Source organism: Aequorivita sinensis, from assembly GCF_006346335.1.
Classification (GTDB): domain Bacteria; phylum Bacteroidota; class Bacteroidia; order Flavobacteriales; family Flavobacteriaceae; genus Aequorivita; species Aequorivita sinensis.
In genome coordinates this window covers 44,983-62,952 of the sequence record NZ_VDMC01000013.1, presented here as the reverse complement: position 1 = coordinate 62,952, position 17,970 = coordinate 44,983, and the positions used below count along the sequence as shown (strand labels likewise).

The 17,970-nt window shown below is 34.4% G+C and carries 14 protein-coding genes; 12 read left to right on the top strand and 2 right to left on the bottom strand.

Annotated features, from left to right (window positions below):
• Window positions 1–648 precede the first annotated feature (648 nt).
• From FHP04_RS11980 to FHP04_RS11935, 10 genes are all read left to right on the top strand, one after another.
• Window positions 649–2,790 (top strand): S46 family peptidase, encoded by a 2,142-nt coding sequence (locus FHP04_RS11980; RefSeq protein WP_139856370.1) that lies wholly within the window; start codon window positions 649–651, stop codon window positions 2,788–2,790.
• A 138-nt stretch (window positions 2,791–2,928) separates the two neighbouring features.
• Window positions 2,929–3,897, top strand: a complete 969-nt coding sequence (locus FHP04_RS11975) for an alpha/beta fold hydrolase (protein ID WP_139856369.1) — start codon at window positions 2,929–2,931, stop codon at window positions 3,895–3,897.
• 207 nt (window positions 3,898–4,104) lie between these two features.
• Window positions 4,105–5,598, top strand: a complete 1,494-nt coding sequence (locus tag FHP04_RS11970) for an MFS transporter (RefSeq protein WP_139856368.1) — start codon at window positions 4,105–4,107, stop codon at window positions 5,596–5,598.
• A 198-nt stretch (window positions 5,599–5,796) separates the two neighbouring features.
• A complete protein-coding gene (locus FHP04_RS11965; RefSeq protein WP_158319141.1) occupies window positions 5,797–6,870 on the top strand; it encodes an AOC03_06830 family ribosome hibernation factor in 1,074 nt (357 codons plus the stop codon).
• A gap of 227 nt (window positions 6,871–7,097) precedes the next feature.
• Entirely contained in the window at window positions 7,098–7,979 is an 882-nt protein-coding gene (locus tag FHP04_RS11960; RefSeq protein ID WP_139856367.1) for a DUF808 domain-containing protein, read from the top strand.
• Between the two features lie 62 nt (window positions 7,980–8,041).
• Complete coding sequence (locus tag FHP04_RS11955) at window positions 8,042–10,447, top strand: TonB-dependent receptor (RefSeq protein ID WP_139856366.1); 2,406 nt, start codon at window positions 8,042–8,044, stop codon at window positions 10,445–10,447.
• Window positions 10,448–10,502: 55 nt separating this feature from the next.
• A complete protein-coding gene (locus FHP04_RS11950; RefSeq protein ID WP_139856365.1) occupies window positions 10,503–11,060 on the top strand; it encodes a PepSY-associated TM helix domain-containing protein in 558 nt (185 codons plus the stop codon).
• Window positions 11,061–11,756: 696 nt separating this feature from the next.
• On the top strand, window positions 11,757–13,394 hold the full coding sequence (locus FHP04_RS11945; protein WP_139856364.1) for an ABC-F family ATP-binding cassette domain-containing protein: 1,638 nt from the start codon (window positions 11,757–11,759) through the stop codon (window positions 13,392–13,394).
• Window positions 13,395–13,477: 83 nt separating this feature from the next.
• A complete protein-coding gene (locus tag FHP04_RS11940) occupies window positions 13,478–13,978 on the top strand; it encodes a DUF4251 domain-containing protein (RefSeq protein ID WP_139856363.1) in 501 nt (166 codons plus the stop codon).
• Window positions 13,979–14,008: 30 nt separating this feature from the next.
• Entirely contained in the window at window positions 14,009–14,386 is a 378-nt protein-coding gene (locus FHP04_RS11935) for a PH domain-containing protein (RefSeq protein WP_139856362.1), read from the top strand.
• Between the two features lie 38 nt (window positions 14,387–14,424).
• Here the strand turns inward: FHP04_RS11935 and FHP04_RS11930 are convergent, their stop codons facing one another.
• The gene (locus tag FHP04_RS11930) at window positions 14,425–14,808 is read right to left on the bottom strand and encodes a DUF3037 domain-containing protein (RefSeq protein WP_139856361.1); all 384 of its coding nucleotides are present in this window, start codon (window positions 14,806–14,808) and stop codon (window positions 14,425–14,427) included.
• The gene (locus FHP04_RS11925; protein ID WP_139856360.1) at window positions 14,786–15,583 is read right to left on the bottom strand and encodes a HipA family kinase; all 798 of its coding nucleotides are present in this window, start codon (window positions 15,581–15,583) and stop codon (window positions 14,786–14,788) included. Before FHP04_RS11925 ends, FHP04_RS11930 begins: the two co-directional genes overlap by 23 nt.
• 241 nt (window positions 15,584–15,824) lie before the next feature.
• Here FHP04_RS11925 and FHP04_RS11920 point away from each other — a divergent pair, with 241 nt between their 5' ends.
• Entirely contained in the window at window positions 15,825–17,300 is a 1,476-nt protein-coding gene (locus FHP04_RS11920; RefSeq protein WP_139856359.1) for a potassium/proton antiporter, read from the top strand.
• Between the two features lie 76 nt (window positions 17,301–17,376).
• On the top strand, window positions 17,377–17,904 hold the full coding sequence (locus FHP04_RS11915; RefSeq protein WP_317129567.1) for a DUF3124 domain-containing protein: 528 nt from the start codon (window positions 17,377–17,379) through the stop codon (window positions 17,902–17,904).
• The last annotated feature ends 66 nt before the right edge of the window (window positions 17,905–17,970 follow it).

The window sequence follows — 17,970 nt, the reverse complement described above, 5'->3', positions numbered from 1 at the left end:
GTGAAGGTGTCTTTTGGTATTTTGCCAAAAGACGGAAGGGGTGGAGACTAGATTGTTTTTATTTTTTTTTAATGTTTCCCACCCCGCCCATTGGGCAGCTATTCCTTTCAGATTGGGGAGTTTTACTCATACTTTTATACACGAATAATAATTTTTTATATAAACAGTTCCTTCCCCTTCTATATATTTTTAATGAAAATTTCTAAGTTTCTTCTAGGTGAAGGTGTCTTTTGGTATTTTGCCAAAAGACGGAAGGGGTGGAGACTAGATTGTTTTTATTTTTTTTTAATGTTTCCCACCCCGCCCATTGGGCAGCTATTCCTTTCAGTTTGGGGAGTTTTACTCATACTTTCATACACGAATAATAATTTTTTATATAAACAGCTCCTTCCCCTTCTATATATTTTTAATGAAATATTCTAAGTTTCTTCTAGGGGAAGGTGTCTTTTGGTGTTTTACCAAAAGACGGAAGGGGTCTTATTTTCAACTTGGCCATTCCTAATAAAAAGTTAAATTTTAATGATTGCAACTCTTTTCAAAGGGATTTCCGCAGTTAAAATGGTTAATCTACTATATTTACAAGCTGAAAATTTTGTGTGATAACAAGATCATTTTCAATTCATATTTAATCAATAATTACATTCACTAATGAAAAAATTAATTCTTTCTTTATTTATCGCAATCTTCGTTTTGCCGGTACAAGCAAATGAAGGTATGTGGTTCTTAATGCACATTGAACGGTTGAATTACCGTGATATGCAAAAAATGGGGCTTCAACTTACACCTGAAGAAATATACAGTATAAACAACTCTAGTATAAAAGATGCTATTGTTCAATTTAACCGTGGTTGTACTGCTGAAATAATTTCTGATAAAGGTCTTGTGTTGACTAACCACCACTGTGGGTATAGCCAAATTGCTGAGCTATCTACTGCTGAAAACGATTATTTAACAAATGGATATTGGGCAGCAAACCACAAAGAGGAATTAAAGCCTAAGAGTCTTTCTGTTCGTTTCTTTGTAAGAATGGACGATGTTTCTAAACGTATTTTAAGTAAGGTTAACGATAAAATGACCGAACTTGAACGCGAAGCAGCAATCAATAAAGAAATTGCATTAATCGAACAAGAAAATAACGAAGGTGGAAAATATACCGTTTCTGTTAAATCATTTTATGAAGGAAATGAATTTTACTACTTCGTTTACCAAGATTATAACGATGTTCGTTTAGTTGGAACACCTCCTGCTAGTATAGGAAAGTTTGGTGGAGACACCGATAACTGGGAATGGCCAAGACACACAGGAGACTTCTCTCTTTTTAGAGTTTATGCGGATAAAGATGGTAACCCAGCAGAGTATTCTGAAGATAATGTTCCTTTAAAGCCAAAACATCACCTAACTACAAGTATCAAAGGATTTGAAGAAAACGACTTTGCTATGATTCTTGGATACCCAGGTCGTACAAACCGTTGGATGCCTGCGGGTGGTATTGAGCAAAACGTAGAATATGCTTACCCTGCTTGGGTTGAGGCTTCAAAAACATCTATGGATGTAATGAAGGACTATATGGACCGCGATCAGCAAGTAAAATTAGACTATGCATCTAGCTATGCGTCTATTGCTAACTATTGGAAAAACCGTCAAGGGATGATTGATGCTTTAAAACATCACAAAACTGCTGAAACTAAGCGTGAAACTGAAGCGAAATTTCAGAAATGGGCTTCTAAAAAAGCTAATAAAAAATATGCTAATGTAATTCCAACTATAAATGATTACTACGCAAAAACAAATGAAGCAAGTAGTCATAATAATTACTTAGGCTTATTGTTAAGAACAAGAATGGCTACACTTCCTTACCGTTTAGGAACTGCTATTGAATATTACATCGAGCAAAATGATGCAAAAAGAGCAGAGTTAAAGCCAAAATTGGAAGCAGAAATTAATAATCTTTACGACGGACTTTACCTTCCATTAGAAAGAGATGTGTTGGCTGCTCAGTTTAAACTATACTCTACTAAAGCTACAAACATCGCTCCGATGATAGCTGACATTGCTACAGAAGCTAATAAAACCGAAGATGGGTGGAAGGAGTATTTAAACAATGCACTACAAAACAGTGTTTTTGAATCTAAAGAAAAGCTGCAAGGCTTCATGGCTAACCCAGATGCTGAGGTTCTTAAAAATGATCCACTATACCAACTTTCTGTTGATTTGTTAAAGCGTTACCGTTTCAAGTCGGAAGAAGAAACTCAATTAGGTCACGATTTCGACCGTGCATTTAGATTGATGGTTCAGGGAATGAGAGATCAAAATCCTGATGAGAAATACTACCCAGATGCGAACAGTACTTTGCGTTTAACGTACGGGAAAGTTATTTCATTGCCAGAAGATAAGCGTAACGACGCTAACAAAAACTACTATACTACTTTAAAAGGAACAGTAGCTAAGTATCAGCCTGGTGATGATGAGTTTGATATGCCTAAGGAGCTAATCGACCTTTATGAAAAGAGAGATTTTGGTCAGTATGCAGATAAGGATGGATACCTTCCAGTAAACTTCTTAACTGATAATGATATTACAGGTGGTAATTCTGGTTCTCCTGTTCTTAACGGAAAAGGTGAGTTAATTGGTCTTGCATTTGACGGTAATATTGAGGCAATGGCTGGAGATGTTATTTTTGACGACCAATTACAACGAACTATTAATGTAGATATACGTTATGTACTATTTATTATAGACAAATTAGCTGGTGCAACTCACCTTATTGATGAAATGACAATAGCTAAATAAGTAAACTTTTAATTTTTACTGAAGCCCACAAGTCTTATAATATGATTTGTGGGCTTTTTTATTTCTAATGTTTATTATAAAAAGATTAACCATCAACACTAAAGTTCTTTACTACTTTTACCGCCAAATAATATGTGAATGAAAAACTTTAAATTTCTGTTGATCTTTCTTACTCTAGCATTATTTACTGCTTGTAAAAACGAGTACGCCGAGTTTTCTAAAAAGCCTGACTACATTTCAAAGCCAAGTAAAAAACACAAAGCATATTTTGAGGCTTACGATGAAACTATGAAGCAATGGGGTGTTGATTATGAAGAGCTTTATATAACTACCTCTCACGGTATAGCGCATGTGGTAGTAAGCGGAAATAGAAAAGCAACTCCAGTTGTTTTGCTACACGGAATGAATGCTAGTTCTACTATGTGGTATCCCAATGCTAAAGCTTTGGTGAAAGATTATAGAATATTCGCAATCGATCTATTGTCTGAGCCAGGAAAATCTTATAAAACAGCCGATTTTAATAATATAGATGAAATTACTGAGTGGTATCAAGAGGTTTTATGGGCGCTAAAATTAGATTCTTTTCATCTTATTGGCGCTTCAAGAGGAGGTTGGTTTGCCGTTGATTTGGCAACGAAAAGTAAAAGAGATATTAAAAGCCTTGTTTTGTTAAGTCCTGCACAAACTTTTATGTGGATTCCGCCTAGTACCGATTTAATTAAAAATATAATCAATGCACTTTCTTCTGATGAAAAGAAGTTAGAAAGAGAGCTTGAAACGATGTCAAGCAACGTAAACGCAATAAATACGAATTATTTAAAACAATATAGAATTGGAGTAAAAAATGATACTCTTCCTAAGTTTATGATGCAAATGACGCCATTTCCAAATAAAAGTTTACAAACCTTAAAGATGCCTACACTTGTATTGATTGGTGATGATGATGTAATTAACGGCAAAAAAACTCTTGGTGTTGTAGAAAGAAATATATCAAGCAGTCACGCCGAAGTCGTTCCAAATGCAGGCCACTTTGTATCGGTGGACCAAGCTGAAGTAGTTAATAAGAAAATTTTAAACTTTCTCAATAACGTTGATAAAGCTGAGTAGGAGTTAACCAGAAGTCTTCATTAAACTTAATTGTTTCTATTTATAGTATTTAGGCGATTTTTATCTTTTTGAAGATTCGTTATTTCTTATTATTTCTTCAAAGAAAATCTAGTTGTCACTGCTTTACTATTAATAGAACTTTTATTCAATTTCAAAATATACAGAAGTATTTGAAGGGCTATCTTTGCGCAAAAGTGAAATAGGAAAATGCACGACAAACCAGTAAAAGAAATGCGTAGAAATTGGGTGTTATTTGCACTCATGATTACTATGATGCTAGCTGCAATGGATAATACTATTGTGGCTACAGCCATTCCTCAAATAGTTGGTGATCTTGGTGGCTTTTCACTTTTTAGCTGGTTGTTTTCAATCTATTTACTTGTTCAAACGGTTACTATTCCCATTTATGGAAAGTTAGCAGATATCTATGGACGGAAACCAATACTCATTTTGGGAATTTTAATATTTCTTCTCGGTTCTGCTGCCTGTGCTGCCGCTTGGAATATGCATTCATTAATTTTTTTTAGAGGGTTACAAGCTGTTGGAGCTGGGGCAATAATGGCTACTGTAAATACCATAGCAGGAGATATTTATACTATTCAAGAACGCGCTAAAATTCAAGGTTGGTTGTCTAGTGTTTGGGGTGTTTCTGCAATAATGGGACCTGCAGTGGGTGGAGCTTTGGCAGATTATGCATCGTGGCGATGGATATTTCTAATTAACCTCCCTATCGGCGCTGGGGCAATAGCATTAATAATCATTTATCTTCACGAGAAAAAACCTAACAACCTCCACAAAATAGATTGGGCAGGTGCCTTGGCGATGTTAGTAACAGGAACGGTTATTATGTTTGGTTTACTACAAGGCGGTCAGTCTTGGCCTTGGTTATCCCTTAATACTTTGGGAATTTTATTCCTTGCAGTTTTATTGATATACATAACAATACGAATAGAACGAAGAGCAGTAGAACCAATTTTACCAGCATGGGTATGGAAAAAGAAAGTTATCCTAAGGGCTAATTTGGCAACCATAGGAATGGGGATTGCTACAATGGGGCCAAGTATGTATTTACCTGTTTTTGCGCAATCAGTTTCCGGGGTAGGTGCTATGGCGGCTGGGTTTATTTTGGCAAGTATGAGTATTACTTGGCCATTGTCTTCGTCCTTATCAGGAAAGCTTTATCTGCGCGTAGGATTCAGAAACACTGCTCTTTGTGGAATTATAATAGTTATAATAGGTGCTGCAAGTTTCCTGCTAATTCCTTTTCCAGGGCCAGTGTGGAGCTTAGTTGCAATTCAAATGACATTAGGGGCAGGTTTTGGATTAATTACTACCCCACTTTTGGTTGGAGTGCAGTCTACTGTGGTATGGGGGCAAAGGGGAGTTGTAACGGGTACTAATATATTTTCGCGTTATTTTGGGCAGAGTATAGGGGCAGCTGTATTTGCGGCTGTCTTTAACGCTACAATATCCGATAAGTTGCAAAACGCTCCAGAGGTTTTACAAGGAAAACTGCCAGGAGTAAATAAAATGGTTGAGGTGTTACAAACTCATACTTCTGTTTCAGAAGTAAGTCTTTATTTAAGAGAATCATTCTTTTATGCTACTAATAATGTTTATCTAAGTATGGTAGTTGCGGGATTAGTTACTTTAATTATTCTACTCTTAACCCCAGCTAAATTTCCTTCACTAAAAGAATAAAAACTAATTTTTTACTTCTTTTAATTTTAAAATCAACACTTCGTTAATGTTGTGTTAATGACTTATGTCATAGTTTCTTACGTTTATATTGATTATGTTAGTATTTATGAGTTTTAATTAGATTCTTATAAAAACTACACGAAATTTAAAGCTGAATTTTTGTGATTTGAAATAGTATTAACTTAAAAAATATATAATATGAACATAACATTGAAAAAACTAAAAGACATTCGTTCTGAAAATTGTATCACAATTATTGCAACTACGCATAGAACAAAACCAGATTATTTAAATGATGGATTACGTTTAAAAAATCTTATAAAAGAAGCTGAAGATAGGTTAATGGCAGACACTACAAAGCGAAATGCTACAGGTTTGATAGAGAAACTAAACAACCTAGCTTCGTCTATCGACCATAGCAAGAATTTAGAAAGTCTGTTGCTGTTTGTAAATGATGATAGTGCTGAGTTTACTCGTTTACCGATAAAAGTTGAAGATCGCGTAATAATAGACGACACTTTTGCTACTCGTGATTTAATTAGGGCTATGCACTTAGAAACTCATTACTATATCTTGGTTTTAAGTCAGGAGAAAACTAGACTTCTTGAAGTGATGAATGACAAAGTTATTCAGGAGGTAGGAAATCCATTCCCTTATGAAAATACCCAGTTCTTCTCAAAAAATAGGGCTGCCGCTGCAATAGCTTCCAAACAAACAAGTTTGATTGCTGAATACTTTAACCAAGCGGATAAATTGGTGAATGAGGTACGAAAAGAAAACCCACTACCAGTTCTAATTTGTGGGCTAGAAGAAAACCATAATGAATACCTAAAGATTGCCGATAATAAGACTAGTATTTTTGAGGTGTATCTTAATAAGAATATGATTAACGAGCCTGCCCACACTATAGTTGAAGAAAGTTGGGAAGTTGTAAAAGAATATATCGTTCAAAAAAATAATGCGAGAAAGGAAGATTTGAAGAAGGCAGTTGGGCAGAATAAATTTTTGAGTGATACGAATGAAATTTGGCGAGCAATTTCTGAAGGGAAAATTCAAACACTATTTATCGAACAAGGTTTGTTCCAACCTGCAGTTTTGAAGGATGATGAAATAGTATATGTTTCGGAGGAGAAGAGAAACGATAAGGGAGTGATTGACGATATTTATGACGAAATGATTGAAGCCAATATGGACTTCGGCGGGGATGTGGTTTTCCTTCCCAAAGGGGAATTATCAAAGTTTAACGGATTTGGAGCGATAACACGTTATTAGTCTTTTAGTAGTTATTGTTTAATAGACCCGATTTGCTTTCAATTTAGAAAGTAAATCGGGTTTTTATTTTCATACAAAAAGAAAAATTTATTTACGTACTTGATGTCTTGCAGCCATGAGATAAGTTGATTTTACTGATATAGCTAGATATAAAGTAAATTGGGCAATAATTATAAGAAGTTTAAAGTCAACTTGCCTATTTTTGCTAAAATTTAAAAGAAAATTTTATGGCTTCAGGAATCTTCGCAATACTTGATGATATAGCAGTTTTACTTGATGATGTGGCAGTGATGAGTAAAGTTGCTGCAAAAAAAACAGCAGGCATATTAGGTGACGACCTAGCTGTGAATGCTGAGAAAGCTTCAGGTTTTGCTTCTTCCAGAGAAATTCCAGTTTTGTGGGCTATTACTAAAGGTTCTTTTATTAACAAGTTAATTATTCTTCCAATTGCATTCTTATTAAGTGCTTTTATACCGATTGCTGTTACAATTATTTTGCTACTCGGAGGGCTATATCTAGCTTATGAAGGAGCAGAAAAAATATATGAATTCATTTTTCCTCACGCTCATTCCAAAGAAGAGAAAGTGGACGTAGAGATGAGTGAAGCTGAAATATTAGCTTACGAAAATGAGCGTGTGAAATCTGCCATTATAACCGATTTTATTCTTTCGCTAGAAATAGTGATTATTGCATTAGGAACTGTTCTTACTCAGCCCCTTGCTACACAGATAATAGTTGTAAGTATTATTGCTTTATTGGCTACTGTAGGTGTTTATGGTATTGTTGCACTTATAGTGCGTATGGATGAAGTAGGGTTTAAGCTTATAAAAAGCAGCAAGGAAGGAAAAAGCTTTAAAAAATCGTTAGGGCTATTCTTAGTACAGGCATTACCAATTATAATTAAAAGTTTAAGTGTAATTGGAACTATTGCTTTATTATTGGTTGCTGGAGGGATTTTTGTTCATAATGTAGATTACTTTCACAGTTTCCTACCAACATTACCTTCTTTTGTAGGTGAATTTATTGTTGGCTTAATTATTGGCTTTATTTGCTTACTTATTGTAATAGGAGCGAAAAAGCTTTGGAAGGTTTTCAAAGGAGATAACTAGCGCAAATTTTAATTTAAAGTATTTAAACATCTGAAATAAGTTTTTACTTCAAGATTATAACTATGAGATATATTTTCCCTTTAATTTTATTAATAGGTTGTGCGATTAATGGCTTTGGTCAAACAATAACTATTAAGGAAGAAGAATCTAATGAGCCTATTGAATTGGTTACTCTTTCAAATGTAAAAATGAATTTATATACCACTACAAATGCCAAAGGACAAGCTGATATTTCAGCTTTTAAAAATATTGAAAAGATAGAGATTCGAACACTAGGATATAAATCTATAACTAAAAGCTACGCAGAATTAGAGTCTGAAAATTTTGAAATTTATTTAGAAATATCAAACTTCAACTTAGATGAGGTAGTTATATCTGGCTCGCGTTGGCGACAAAGTAGTGATGATGTAGCTTCCAAAATTATTTCTATTTCTGCCAAGGAAGTTGCGCTTCAAAACCCTCAAACAGCTGCAGATTTACTGAGTACTTCAGGAAAGGTTTTTGTGCAAAAGAGTCAGCAGGGAGGAGGAAGCCCTATAATTCGTGGTTTTGCTACTAGTCGTTTACTTTATTCTATAGATGGTGTACGAATGAATACCGCAATTTTTCGTTCTGGAAACCTTCAAAATGTTATAAGTTTAAACCCTTTTGCAATTGAAAATACCGAAGTGTTATTCGGTCCAGGTTCTGTAATTTACGGTAGTGATGCTATTGGTGGGGTAATGAGTTTTCAAACATTAACCCCAAAATTCACCTTCACTGATAAACCTTATATCACAGGGAAAGCAAGTGCTAGATATTCTTCAGCAAATAATGAAAAAACGGGACATTTAGATGTAAATTTAGGTTTTAAAAACTGGGCGTTCATTACAAGTTTTACTTCTTGGGATTACGATCATCTTCGTCAAGGGAGGCACGGTCCAAACGATTATATAAAAGATTTCTATGTTCAGCGACAAGGGGATTCGGACATTATCATTCAGCAAGACGACGAATTACTCCAAATCCCTTCAGCTTATTCACAAGTCAATTTAATGCAGAAAATTCGCTTTAAACCAAATGATAAATGGGATTTTCAGTATGGATTTCACTATTCAGAAACTTCTCCATATGGCAGATACGACAGGCATAACCGCTTAAAAGATAGATTGCCAAGATATGCCGAGTGGGATTACGGGCCACAAATATGGATGATGAATAATTTAAATATTAACCATACCGCCAACAATGCAGTATTTGACCGAATGAGCATACGATTGGCGCATCAATGGTTTGAAGAGAGCAGGCTAAGTAGAAACTTCAATAAAACTTCTCGTAGCAATCAAGAAGAAGAAGTTAGTGCATATTCTGTAAACTTAGACTTTGTAAAAAGTACCAGCGATAATAACACCTTCTTTTATGGTGTGGAATACGTTCTAGACGATGTGAATTCTAAAGGGAAAGCTAAAGATATTACTACAGGTATTACAGAGGCCGCTCCTTCAAGATACCCCGTTTCAACTTGGCAATCGTTAGCGGTTTACTTCACAGATGAATATAAAGTTTCTGAAGAATTTACTTTAAGTGCAGGAGCGCGTTACAATCATATTTTGTTGGATTCAGACTTTGATACAAGTTTTTACTCTTTTCCTTTTTCAAAAGCAAGTATCAGCAAAGGTGCACTTACTGGGAGTATAGGAGGTGTTTACAGACCAACTAAAACATTAGTATTAAGTACAAACTTGGGTACAGCATTTAGAGCTCCAAATGTGGATGATATCGGTAAAGTTTTCGATTCGGAACCTGGAAGTGTTGTTATTCCTAATCCCAACTTAAAACCGGAATATGCTTATAATGCAGATTTAGGGATTGCTAAAGTATTTGGCGATTTTGTAAAACTTGATGTTACTGCATACTATACTTCACTTAAAAATGCATTAGTTCGAAGAGATTTTAAACTTAATGGCCGTGATAGTATAATTTATGAAGGAGAACTAAGTCAAGTGCAAGCAATTCAAAATGCTGCAGTTGCACATGTTTATGGAGTTCAGGCGGGAGTTGAATTAAAACTACCAAAAGGATTTGGATTTTCTACAGATATAAACTTTCAGAAAGGAGAAGAAGAATTAGATAACGGGAAAACTAGTCCCGCACGTCATTCTTCACCATTTTTTGGAGTATCACGCTTAAATTACAAGAAGAATAAATTGAGAATGGAGTTGAACGTGTTCTACCAAGGAAAACGCGATTTTGACGACTTACCTGAAGGAGAAAAAGGAAAAACTGAAATATACGCTTTAGATGAAAATGGCAATCCTTATGCCCCGTCTTGGTATACATTAAATTATAAAGCCCTTTATAAAATTTCACATACATTTGATATAAGTGGAGGGGTTGAAAACATTACAGATCAACGTTACCGTTCTTATAGTTCGGGAATTTCAGGGGCAGGACGAAATTTTATTTTATCGTTAACTGCTCACTTTTAATCGGTAATAATTGCTGTTTCTTTATTGATGAAGAAACATAGACGTATTTTATAATATGAATAGAAAAAAACACGCTGCCATATTGCGATCTACTAGGAAAATTCATCGTTTGATGGGGATTTTTCTTGCAGTGCTGTTTTTGATAATGGCTGTTACGGGGTTGTTATTGGGATGGAAGAAGCACAGTTACGGAATAATGCTTCCGAAATCGGAAAAAGGAATCTCCACAAATATTGAAGAATGGATGCCTTTAGATAAATTGCATAGCATAGCGACAAAAACTCTTCACGAAAATGTTGATTCTAACTTATCTTTAGAATTAGACCGGATTGATGCTAGACCGGACAAGGGAATGATGAAGTTCGTATTTGAAGAAGGTTATCACGAAATACAACTAGATGCCACTACTGGCGAAGTTTTAAGTGTAGACAGAAGAATATCCGACTTAATTGAAGAGATTCACGACGGTTCAATAGTTGACGATTGGTTGAATATAAAAAACGGAGCATTTAAAGTTTTTTATAACACCTTAATGGGACTTTCTTTATTCTTATTTGTTATTACCGGAGTTTGGCTTTGGGTTGGTCCTAAACTTATGAAAAGAGCTAAATAAGGGGCCATATAGAACTGAAAAAGGGCCTGTCAAATTAATCGACATTGGCCCTTTTCATCATCAAACCAACTATTTAAAAAAAACAAACTAATATTAATTTTATGAATCGCTAAAAAATTTAGCCTTTGAATTTTAATGTGAATCGTTGTCTTATACACCTAAACTTTTTGGTGTAAAATTTATCTTAAAGCTTCAAATACCTTAAAAATATTATCTCATATAACACACAAATGGTGTGATTATATCGGAAAGATGGTATATAATTTATAATAAGAAATTAAGGATTTTCTTAACTGAGAAGTAATCCTATCGCATTCATTAAAATTACTAAGTCTAATCATAACGGGGGATTTTTTTGATAGAAGGACAAACATATCAATTTATTTATTGATAAACAAGTATTTATAGTCAATAAAAAGTGGGTTTAAATATTTGATTTAAAGATTATTAAGTCTTTAATTTTTTCTACAACATAGACTCTGAATTATTTAATTAAAAAATCTAACTTGGTGAAAATTCATCTCACATTATCTCGATTTACTTTACTAGGGTTATAACTTATAATCCACTTTCTTTTAATAGTTTTGCAGCCTTTAAAAAAAAAAAATATGACGATTGGACGTGTAACAAATATTTTGACGATAAAATATTTGTCTTTAATTTAAGTTCAACGTTCTATTAAACACCTATCAGAATATGATTTCAATAGATAATTTGGCGGTTGAGTTTAGTGGAGACACGCTTTTTAGTGATGTGTCATTCGTAGTAAACGAAAACGACAAAATAGCCCTAATGGGTAAGAATGGTGCTGGTAAAAGTACTATGATGAAAATAATAGCAGGGGTTCAAAAACCTACACGAGGGAATGTACGTGCTCCAAAGGATACGGTAATTGCGTATTTACCTCAGCATTTATTAACGGAAGATAATTGCACTGTATTTGAAGAGGCGTCTAAAGCTTTCACTCAGATATTTGAGATGCGTGATGAAATAGACCGCCTTAATAAAGAACTCGAAACTCGAACAGATTACGAAAGTGATGAGTATATGAATATCATAACTAAAGTTGCAGAGTTAGGTGAAAAGTATTACGCGCTTGAAGAGATAAATTATGAAGCTGAGGTTGAAAAAGCGCTTCGTGGTTTAGGATTTAAAAGAAGTGATTTACATCGACAAACTTCAGAGTTTAGTGGTGGATGGCGTATGCGTATTGAACTTGCAAAACTCTTACTTCAAAAGCCAGATTTAATTCTATTAGATGAGCCAACAAACCACGTAGATATTGAGTCGGTTATTTGGTTAGAAGATTTCTTGCTGAATAAAGCAAAAGCGGTAATTGTAATATCCCACGACAAAACCTTTATCGATAATATTACAAACAGAACCATTGAGGTAACAATGGGACGTATTTATGACTATAAGGCCAATTACAGCCACTATTTACAATTACGTGCCGATAGACGTGCTCATCAAATAAAAGCATATGAGGAGCAACAAAAATTTATAGCAGAAACAAAACAGTTTATAGAACGTTTTAAAGGAACTTATTCAAAAACCAATCAAGTAAACTCTCGCGAACGAATGCTGGAAAAGCTTGAATTTATAGAGATAGACGATATCGATAATTCGGCCCTAGCTTTGCGTTTTCCACCTGCACAACGAAGTGGGGATTATCCTGTTATCGTTGAAGGGCTTACGAAAAAATATGGCGACCACGTGGTATTTCAAGATGCTAATATGAGTATTTCTCGAGGTCAGAAAGTAAGTTTTGTTGGAAGAAATGGTGAAGGAAAATCAACAATGATTAAAGCCATAATGGGCGAAATAGATTTTGAGGGAACTTGTGCTTTAGGTCACAACGCTAAGGTTGGATATTTTGCTCAAAATCAAGCAGCACTTTTAGATAAGGAACTTACTGTTTTTCAAACGGTAGATGAGGTTGCTAAAGGTGAAATTAGAACCCAACTTAAAAATATTCTCGGTCGCTTTATGTTTAGCGGTGATGATATCGATAAAAAAGTAGGCCTGCTTTCTGGAGGTGAAAAAACACGTTTAGCAATGGTGAAATTATTACTGGAACCCGTAAACGTTTTAATTCTCGATGAGCCTACAAACCACTTAGATTTAAAGTCGAAAGACGTTTTAAAAGAAGCCCTGCTTCAGTTTGATGGTACCTTAATTTTGGTTTCCCACGATCGTGATTTTCTTCAAGGTCTCTCTGAAAAGGTTTTTGAATTTAAAGACAAACGAGTAATCGAGCATTTTGAAAGTATTGACGATTTCCTTGAACGTAATAGAATTCAAAACTTAAAAGAAATCGATTTAAAAGCGTAAATTAATTCGTCTTATATTGTAGTCTGAAATCCGAATGCGGTATAATTGTTGTATTCTTTGTTTCACTCAAAAAAATAAATATCATGAAAAAACATATTTTAATATTCGCAGTACTTTTTTCTTTTGGATTTGCAAGCGTACAAGCTCAAGATAAGATCTCAAAAAATAAACTTTCTATTTCAGCCGAACAGAATAGTATAGAAGCTTTATTAAACTCCAAAAATTTTGAATTTATAGCAAATACGGCTTATCCTACAGGGGGAACTTCAAAAAACTTAGTTGGGAGTGATTATGCTATTATTTTTTCTCCAAAAATGGTAAAGAGTCATTTGCCATTTTATGGACGTGCATATAGCGGTATGAATTTGAGTAAGGATAAAGGAATGCGTTTTAATGGCAAGCCACAGGATTTTAAAATAGAAAATAACGACAAAGGATATCACGTGCAAACCAAAGTTGAAGACGCTAACGATACTTTCTCAATATCAATTTCAGTGAGTAATTCTGGGTATGCTACGCTTACCATTAGTAGTAACAACAGAGGAACTATAAGTTATTACGGTGAAATTATTTCCGCGAAATAATTAAGAACTAATCCTTTACTCTTATAATTTATGAGTCTATTCAATAAAATACTTGGTAACGCAAGTGAGGTTTCTTCAGAAAAATTAACCGAAAAATACAGCCGACTATTAATAGAAGGAGAAGTTATAGAACTTGGTTTTAAGCTTTTTCGTGATGTCTTTATGTTTACAAATAAACGATTAATTCTAATTGATGTTCAAGGTGTAACTGGAAGCAAAGCAGAATTTAAATGCTTGCCTTATAAACATATATCTCGCTTTTCATTAGAGACAGCTGGTACATTCGATTTGGATGCAGAACTAAAAATTTGGATTTCAAGCGAAGACACGCCAACGGTAAGTAAGAAATTCAACAAGAGTATTGATATCTACGAAGTGCAAAAGTATTTAGCAACCAAGGTGTTGTAGTATTGTTTACATTCACATAATAGTGAAATTCTTATACCTTATAAAACTAACTCTTCAAACAATCTCTCTAAGGTAGCATCTAGGTCATTGCTAAATCCATTGTGAGGGCGTGAGGTTTGCAATGATGAACTTCGTTGTGCGGTAAGCCACCGAAATCTGTCGGAAGTTTCCCATTGTGCAACTGGCCCGCCTTGTTTTGCTCCCAAACAAATTTTCTCAAAAGCTTGGAGGTTATCTTCAATCTCTTCAGCTTCAAGTTCGCAGGAAAAGGCTTTAAGTTTTTTAGTGTCGATATGGTACTTGCAGTTCAAGTATTTTGCACCTTTACTGAAAAGTATAATACCTACATTCAAGAACTCCTCACGTTCAACGCGGGGTACCAAACGTATTACCGCATATTCATATAAGTATTTTCCTGGCATCTTGAATTTGTTTTACAAAATTGTTGGCATTGTCTCTTCTCAGTACTAAAAATTGATAATATACATTTCTAATTTCCTCTGGATTCATATCAGTGCCTTCCCAATTTAGCCAATCTATAGGGATAAGATTAGTGATTTCTAGTAGTTTGTCATCTGGGAAAAGAGAAATCATTTCACTGTTTATTTCTTCAACTTTAGTAGCTTGAGGTAATAAAACATGGTCTTTTATATATGGAAACGGACTTTGTGCCGCTTTTTTCCAATCGCCCCAAGAATGGTGAAAATAAAATGTTGCTCCGTGATCGATAAGCCACAGCTCTTTATGCCAAATAAGCATATTGGTGTTTTTTACCGTACGGTCTATATTGGTGATAAAAGCATCCAGCCAAACTATTTTTGAAGCTAGTTTCTCTTCAACTTCCGTAACTACAGGATCGAATGTTAAGGCACCTGAGAGAAAATGTAAAGCTAAATTTAGCCCTTGACTTCCTTTTAATAAATCTTGAATTTCTTCATCTCCTTCACTACGTCCAAAAGCTTCATCTAGGTTTGCAAATACTAATTCAGGTACTCGTAGCCCCATTGTTCTTGCAATTTCGCCACCTAACAATTCTGAGATTAATGCCTTAACACCATGTCCGGCGCCTCTAAACTTTAAAACGTATTTAAAATCGTCATCGGCTTCTGCCAATGCAGGTAACGAACCGCCTTCCCGAAGCGGGGTGATGTAGCGCGTAACGTTAACGGTGCGGAGTTCAATTTTATTCTTAGTCATCGCTTACAAAATTAGTGTTATTTGTGAATATGCTAGTAGAATACACAAGTGAAGTTATTATTGGGTGATTAAAATTTTACAAAACCTTGAACTGCCAATGATAACAGATTTTAGAATCTTATTATTTCGAGAAGTACCTTGTTGTTATTTTTGTTGAGAATTAAAAATTTAGATAGTAGATAATTTTACAAATTTTAATTTGTATTTTGCAATCTTCCTAACATTTTAAAAGATAAAGTTATTGAATCTAACCATTGAAAACATTCTGCTTGTTGGCTCAATTCTACTTTTTATAAGTATTATAGCAGGTAAAACTTCGTATAAATTTGGCGTTCCAACCTTGGTACTTTTCTTGGGAATTGGAATGTTAGCAGGAGAAGATGGAATAGGAATTAGCTTTAACAATCCTCAAATAGCGCAGTTAATAGGAATTATTTCACTGAATTTTATTCTATTTTCTGGGGGGCTTGATACCGATTGGAAAGCTGTAAAACCCATTATGAAAGAAGGGTTTGCTCTTTCTACAATTGGGGTTTTTTTAACGGCTATTGGTTTAGGAACATTTGTTTATTACGTCACAGACTTTACAATATACGAAAGCTTACTTTTAGGGAGTATAGTTTCCTCTACAGATGCAGCGGCAGTTTTTTCAATTTTAAGATCTAAAAACCTTGCGCTACGCGCCAATTTACGACCTACTCTTGAAATGGAGAGCGGAAGTAACGACCCAATGGCTTATGTGCTTACAATTGCATTTTTAGGCTTAGTGGTGAATCAAGACCAAGGTTTGGTTTCGATGATTCCTTTGTTTTTACAGCAGATGATTCTTGGAACAATTGCAGGTTTTGGCTTTGGGAAATTAAGTAAGATTATTATAAACAGAATAAAGCTAGACTTTGAAGGTCTTTACCCAGTGTTGGTAATAGCATTGATGTTTATCACTTTTTCGGTAACAGATTTTGTGGGAGGAAATGGCTTTTTAGCTATTTATATATGTGCTGTGTTTTTAGGAAACCAATATTTAATACACAAAAAGACTATTTTAAAAATGTACGACGGTCTAGCTTGGCTGATGCAAATAGTACTATTCTTGACCTTAGGGCTTTTGGTATTTCCTTCGCAAATTGTCCCGGTAATTGGTATCGGACTTGTAATATCATTGTTTCTGATTTTCGTTGCGCGACCAGTTGCAGTTTTTCTGAGCTTAATTCCATTTAAAATGAAATTGCGTAGGCGATTTTATATTTCGTGGGTTGGATTACGTGGAGCTGTGCCAATTGTGTTTGCTACCTATCCACTGTTAGCCGGAATCGACAAAGCAAATATGATGTTTAATATAGTGTTTTTTATTTCACTTACATCAATTTTAATTCAAGGAACTACGCTATCGGTAGTGGCAAAATGGTTGAATGTAAGTATTCCAAGTAGTCAAAAAATACTAACACCTTCCGAGAAGTTTTTAGAAGAACATCCTAAAACGGAAATGCGCGAAATTGGAATTGCTAATGGAAATAAAGTAGTTGGAAAGCAGATAGTAGATATAGAATTCCCTAAAACCGCTATTATCGCATTGATAAAAAGAGGAGATAAGTATATTACACCTAATGGAAATACTGTAATTGATGCAGATGATGTTCTTATCGTGCTTTCAGAAAATAAAAAAGGAATTAAAAAAGTGTTTAAAGCCTTAAATATTCGAGAGTTCTCAGCTGCGTAAACGAAATACGCATAGTTAAGTTTGAAACCAATAAATTATCGTAATTTTATGGTTGTAACAATTAAAGAAAACCTAGTTGAGCATTAAACAATTCTTCATATTAATTATTCTGTTTGGATTTTTTTCGGCTTGTGAAGAAACTACTGAAATAAGCTCTTTTAGCCCAAATCATTGGGAAGATCATTATATTGAAAATGAATTATTTTTACTGAAGAATGACTCGTTTCACAACGGAAAAACTTATCTAAGTGTTTATTCTCACATTTATAGTATTTCATTAAAGAAAACTCAGAATCTTACCGCTATGATAAGTTTGAGAAATGTAAGTGAAACTGATACTGTTTTTATATCTAATGCCAATTATTACAATACCAATGGCGAACTGATTAGACAATATTTTAAAAAACCGATTTTTTTAAAACCACTTGAAACAGTAGAAATTGTAATTGATGAAGCCGATAACTATGGGGGTAGCGGGGCCAACTTTATTTTTGAATGGTCTTCTAAAATGACAACACCAGAACCAATATTTGAAGCGATAATGACATCGCTACGCGGCGCGCAAGGCCTAAGTTTTACAACAACAGGAAAAAGGATAGAGTAGTTCTCCTACTTGGTATCTTTTGTTAATCGATAACTATTTAATTATAGAAGTTTCTAGCTGATAACA